A 4,849-nucleotide genomic window follows, 5' to 3' on the forward strand; every position below is an offset into this window, starting at 1 on the left:
CACCCCGCCCCGCGTACGCCGGGAGAGGACGCTGCCGGCGGTGTCCGGCCGGGTGGCCGCAGCGATCGCCGGCCTGCTGGCCGGGGCGGTCATCGTTGGCCTCACGTCGGCGTCGTTCGAGCTGTGCAGCGCCATCCAGGGCACCAACAGCTGCGGCGGCCCGGGCATCTTCCTGTTGGTCGCGATCCTGGTCATCGCCGTGGTGCTCGGCAGCGTGGTGCTGCGGCTCCTGAAGGTTCCCGAGCCCGGGAGCACGAGCTTCCTGGCGGTGGGCCTGACCAGTGTGATCGCGCTGCTGTTCCTGGTCGACCTGCTCTTCGAGTGGTGGATGGTGATCGTCATCCCGCTGGTCTCCGTGGCGACGTTCGTGCTGTCGCACTGGGTGACCGAGACGTTCGTCGAGCCCGCCAAGCCGGTGAGCGTGATCGACGAACCCGAGGTGGTCGACCACGACGTCCGCTAGTGACGTCCGAGCCTTCGCTGCGGTGGGTCTCGAGACGGTCGCTGCGCGACCTCCTCGACCAACGGGTCAGCCGAGGAGGAGCTCAGCAATCTGAATGGTGTTGAGGGCCGCGCCCTTGCGCAGGTTGTCGCCGGAGACGAACAGCGCGAGCCCGCGGTCACCGTCGACACCCGGGTCCTGGCGGATCCGGCCGACGAACGACGGGTCCTTGCCGGCGGCCTGGAGCGGGGTCGGGACGTCGGAGAGCTCGACACCGGGCGCGGTGGCGAGGATCTCCCGGGCCCGGGCGGGGGTGATCGCCCGCTCGAACTCGGCGTTGATCGCCAGCGAGTGGCCGGTGAAGACCGGGACCCGCACGCAGATGCCGGACACCTTGAGGTCGGGGATGCCGAGGATCTTGCGCGACTCGTTCCGGAGCTTCTGCTCCTCGTCGGTCTCCTCGAGGCCGTCGTCGACGATCGAGCCCGCCATCGGCAGCACGTTGTAGGCGATGGTGCGCACGTACTTCTGCGGCTCGGGGAACGCGACCGCGTCGCCGTCGTACGCGAGCTCGGAGGCCTTGTCGCCGGCCGCGGCCACCTGGGTGGCGAGCTCCTCGACGCCGGCGACGCCGGAGCCGGAGACGGCCTGGTAGGTGGAGGCGATCAGCCGGACCAGCCCGGCCTCGTCGTGCAGCGGCTTGAGCACCGGCATCGCGGCCATGGTCGTGCAGTTGGGGTTGGCGATGATGCCGTGCCTGGCCGCGATCACGTCGGCGGCGTCGTGCGGGTTGACCTCGGAGACGACCAGCGGGATCGCCGGATCCTTGCGGAAGGCGCTGGAGTTGTCGACCACGATCGCACCGGCGTCGGCGAAGACCTGGGCGAGCGCGCGGGAGGTCGTGGCCCCGGCTGAGAACAGCGCGACGTCGAGGCCGCTCGGGTCCGCGGTGGCCGCGTCCTCGACGACGATCTCGCGTCCGGCGTAGGGCAGCACCGTGCCGGCGGAGCGGGCCGAGGCGAAGAACCGGATGTCGCCGACGGGGAAGTCGCGCTCCTCGAGGATCTGGCGCATCGCGACGCCGACCTGGCCGGTCGCGCCGACGATGCCGACGTTCAGCAGCCGGGAGCTCATCGGGGTCCCCGCGGAAGTGTGAGGCTCCTGCGCGCAGCGCCTCCGCCGAGCAGTTTCGTGGGGTGATTCATCGGCCGGTCCCTCCGTAGACGACCGCCTCGACCTCGTCGGAGTCCAGGTCGAACGCCGTGTGCGTGGCCGCGACCGCGGTGTCGACGTCGGCGTCGCGGACGATGACCGAGATGCGGATCTCCGAGGTCGAGATCATCTCGATGTTCACGCCGGACTCGGCCAGCGCGGAGAAGAACTTGGCGGTGATGCCGGGGTGGCTGCGCATGCCGGCGCCGATCAGGGACACCTTGCCGATCTGGTCGTCGTAGAGCAGCTGCGCGTAGCCGACCTCGCCCTGCAGCTTGGCCAGCGCGGTCATCGCGCTCTGGCCGTCGGTGCGCGGCAGGGTGAAGGAGATGTCGGTCAGGTTGGTGGCGGCGGCGGAGACGTTCTGGACGATCATGTCGAGGTTGATCTGCGCCTGCGCCAGGGCGTCGAAGACCCGGGCCGCGACGCCGACCTTGTCGGGGACGCCGACCACGGTGATCTTGGCCTCGCTGCGGTCGTGGGCGACGCCGGCGATGATCGCTGCTTCCATGGGGGCCTCCTGGAGGTCGTCGCTCGGCGCGGGGTCGTTGATGCTGCCCGCGACGACCGTGCCCTCGAGCCTGTTGAACGACGAGCGGACGTGGATGGGAATGTTGTAGCGGCGGGCGTACTCGACGCACCGCAGGTGCAGGATCTTGGCGCCGCATGCCGCCATCTCGAGCATCTCCTCGTAGGTGACGCGGTCGAGCTTGCGGGCGCTGGGGACGATCCTGGGGTCGGCGGTGAACACCCCGTCGACGTCGGTGTAGATCTCGCAGACCTCGGCGTCGAGCGCCGCGGCAAGCGCGACGGCGGTGGTGTCGGTGCCGCCGCGACCGAGGGTGGTGATCTCCTTGGTGTCCTGGCTGACGCCCTGGAAGCCGGCCACGATGACGATGTGGCCGTCGTCGAGGGCGGCGGAGATCCGGCCGGGGGTGACGTCGATGATCTTGGCCTTGCCGTGCACCGAGTCGGTGATCACGCCCGCCTGGGAGCCGGTGAACGAGCGGGCCGTGAAGCCGAGGTCCGAGATCGCCATCGCCACCAGGGCCATCGAGATCCGCTCACCGGCGGTGAGGAGCATGTCGAGCTCCCGGGCCGGGGGGAGCGGAGAGACGTCCGCCGCGAGGTCGAGCAGGTTGTCGGTGCTGTCGCCCATCGCGGAGACCGCCACGACGACGTCGTTGCCGGCGCGCTTGGTCTCCACGATCTTCTGCGCGACGCGCTTGATCGCGGTGGCGTCGGCTACCGACGACCCGCCGTACTTCTGGACAACGATCCCCACGTCGTAGAAGTCTACGAGGGGAGCGGCTCGCCCTCCTCGAGCATCTCATCGGCGGCGGCGACGTCCTCGGCGTCCAGGCTGAAGTCCTGGTCGAGGCGGTTGTGCGAGACCACCGACAGCAGGGCGTTGAGCGCGGTCCCGGCGAGGTTGCCCCACGAGGCGACGTAGGAGAACTGCCACCACCACAGCGCCTCGTCGACGTCGCCGCTCCGGTAGTGGCGCAGACCGTTCTCGAGGTCGCTGGCGATCGCGGTGATGTCGTCGGAGAGCTGGCTCTCGACCACCTCGGGGACGTAGGGGTCGAACACGTAGCTGTAGGTGTCGACGCTGTCGAGCATCTCGGCCAGCCGCAGCCGCAGCCGCTCGAGGTCGGCCTCGGGGCCGACGTCGGGCTGGTACTCCTCGCGCGGCACGAAGTCGTTCTGGACGCCGAGCCGGGCACCTGTCAACGACACCTGGGTCAGCTCGAGCAGCAGGAGCGGGATCGCGTGCCCGGCGTCGTTCTCCTTCGCGATCGCCCGGACCGCGAGCAGGAAGCTCGCCACAGAGTCGGCGACCTGCTGGGCGAAGTCCTCGGTCTCCGAGTCCAGCCCCGGTCCTGTGCTCGTGCCCTCGGTCATCGCGCACTCCGCCTTCCTGCGAACGCCCTGCCCAACGTGACCTCGTCGGCGTACTCCAGGTCGCCCCCCACGGGCAGCCCGCTCGCGAGCCGGGTGACCGTGAGGTCGAGGTCCTTCAACATACGGGTCACGAAGGTGGCCGTCGCCTCACCCTCGAGGTTGGGATCGGTCGCCAGGATCACCTCGGTGACGGTGCCGTCGGCGAGCCGGGTCATCAGCTCCCGCATCCGCAGCTGGTCGGGCCCGATGCCGTCGATCGGGGAGATCGCGCCGCCGAGCACGTGGTAGCGGCCCTTGAACTCCCGGGTGCGCTCGATGGCGACGACGTCCTTGTACTCCTCGACCACGCACAGCAGCGCCGGGTCACGGCGCGGGTCCCGGCAGATCCGGCACTGCTCGTCCTCGGAGACGTTGAAGCACACCGAGCAGAAGCGCGCCTTCGCCTTGACCTCCACCAGGACGTCGGCCAGCCGGCGTACGTCGGCGGCGTCGGCCTGCAGCAGGTGGAACGCCATCCGCTGCGCGCCCTTGGGCCCCACGCCCGGCAGCCGGCCGAGCTCGTCGATCAGGTCCTGGACCACACCCTCGTACATGGGGACTAGGAGAACCCGAGCTGGCTGGGCGGCGCGTCCGGCGCGCCGCCGCCCAGGCCACCCATCCCGCCGCCCATCCCGCCGCCCAGTCCACCGGCCAGCGGGCCGAGGGCCTCGGAGGCCATCGCGTCGGCCTGCGCCTTGGCGTCGCGGTAGGCGGCCACGACCATGTCGCCGAGGTCGGAGAGGTCGTCGGGGTCGGACCCGTCGAACTGGCCGGCCTTGATGGCCACCTTGACCACCTCGCCCACGCCGTTGACGGTGACGGTGACCGCCCCGCCGGCAACGGTGCCGTCGGCGGTGGCGTCGGCCAGCTTCTCCTGCGCGGAGGCGAGCTGCTCCTGCATCTGCTGGGCCTGCTGGAGCAGTGCGTTCATGTCGAAGCCGCCGGCGCCGAGTGCCTCGAACGGGTTGTTGGTCATGACTCCGCCTTCACTGGTGAGGGATCTCCTCGATCATCTTGGCCCCGAGCTCGCGGGCCAGCAGGTCCTCGGAACCGAGCGCCGCCTCGTCGATGACGAGGTCGTCACGGTCGGCATCGGCGTCCGCGGCGCGCAGGTCGTCGGACTTGGGCGCCTCCGCGCCGGCGGCGCGGGTGTCCTGGATCGCGTCCCGGGCGGCGTTGCGGGCCGCCGAGCCGGCCGCCGGCTGCGGGGGGCTCGGGTCGGGTGCGGGCGCGGCGGCCTCGGGCTGGGCG

6 protein-coding genes and 1 pseudogene are annotated in these 4,849 nt (G+C 70.8%); 1 reads left to right on the top strand and 6 read right to left on the bottom strand.

All coding sequences use genetic code 11. The features are described 5' to 3' along the window. On the top strand, nucleotides 1–463 hold a 463-nt coding region (locus JHD21_RS20635), incomplete at its 5' end, for a hypothetical protein (protein WP_292679221.1). Nucleotides 464–529: 66 nt separating this feature from the next. On the opposite strand, the gene JHD21_RS20640 is transcribed toward JHD21_RS20635, so the two are convergent. From JHD21_RS20640 to JHD21_RS20665, 6 genes and pseudogenes are all read right to left on the bottom strand, one after another. Then, nucleotides 530–1,576, bottom strand: a complete 1,047-nt coding sequence (locus tag JHD21_RS20640; protein WP_292679224.1) for an aspartate-semialdehyde dehydrogenase — start codon at nucleotides 1,574–1,576, stop codon at nucleotides 530–532. A 67-nt stretch (nucleotides 1,577–1,643) separates the two neighbouring features. Continuing rightward, complete coding sequence (locus tag JHD21_RS20645) at nucleotides 1,644–2,939, bottom strand: aspartate kinase (protein WP_292679227.1); 1,296 nt, start codon at nucleotides 2,937–2,939, stop codon at nucleotides 1,644–1,646. Nucleotides 2,940–2,950: 11 nt separating this feature from the next. After that, nucleotides 2,951–3,559 (bottom strand): DUF5063 domain-containing protein, encoded by a 609-nt coding sequence (locus tag JHD21_RS20650; RefSeq protein WP_292679230.1) that lies wholly within the window; start codon nucleotides 3,557–3,559, stop codon nucleotides 2,951–2,953. Then, a complete protein-coding gene (recR, locus tag JHD21_RS20655; RefSeq protein WP_292679233.1) occupies nucleotides 3,556–4,152 on the bottom strand; it encodes a recombination mediator RecR in 597 nt (198 codons plus the stop codon). The genes JHD21_RS20650 and recR overlap by 4 nt, the downstream gene beginning before the upstream one ends. Nucleotides 4,153–4,157: 5 nt before the next feature. After that, nucleotides 4,158–4,574: a YbaB/EbfC family nucleoid-associated protein gene (locus tag JHD21_RS20660; protein WP_292679236.1), complete on the bottom strand. Its 417-nt coding sequence runs from the start codon at nucleotides 4,572–4,574 to the stop codon at nucleotides 4,158–4,160. A 10-nt stretch (nucleotides 4,575–4,584) separates the two neighbouring features. Continuing rightward, a pseudogene (locus tag JHD21_RS20665) lies at nucleotides 4,585–4,849 on the bottom strand (DNA polymerase III subunit gamma/tau); the annotation flags it as partial.

Source organism: Nocardioides sp. (genome assembly GCF_016462705.1).
Taxonomy (GTDB): Bacteria; Actinomycetota; Actinomycetes; order Propionibacteriales; family Nocardioidaceae; genus Nocardioides.

What these genes read in the sequence shown, in the direction of transcription:
- JHD21_RS20640 (WP_292679224.1), bottom strand. Translation starts at nt 1,576, where the DNA reads ATGAGCTCCCGGCTGCTGAACGTCGGCATCGTCGGCGCGACCGGCCAG.
- JHD21_RS20650 (WP_292679230.1), bottom strand. Translation starts at nt 3,559, where the DNA reads ATGACCGAGGGCACGAGCACAGGACCGGGGCTGGACTCGGAGACCGAG.
- recR (WP_292679233.1), bottom strand. Translation starts at nt 4,152, where the DNA reads ATGTACGAGGGTGTGGTCCAGGACCTGATCGACGAGCTCGGCCGGCTG.
- JHD21_RS20660 (WP_292679236.1), bottom strand. Translation starts at nt 4,574, where the DNA reads ATGACCAACAACCCGTTCGAGGCACTCGGCGCCGGCGGCTTCGACATG.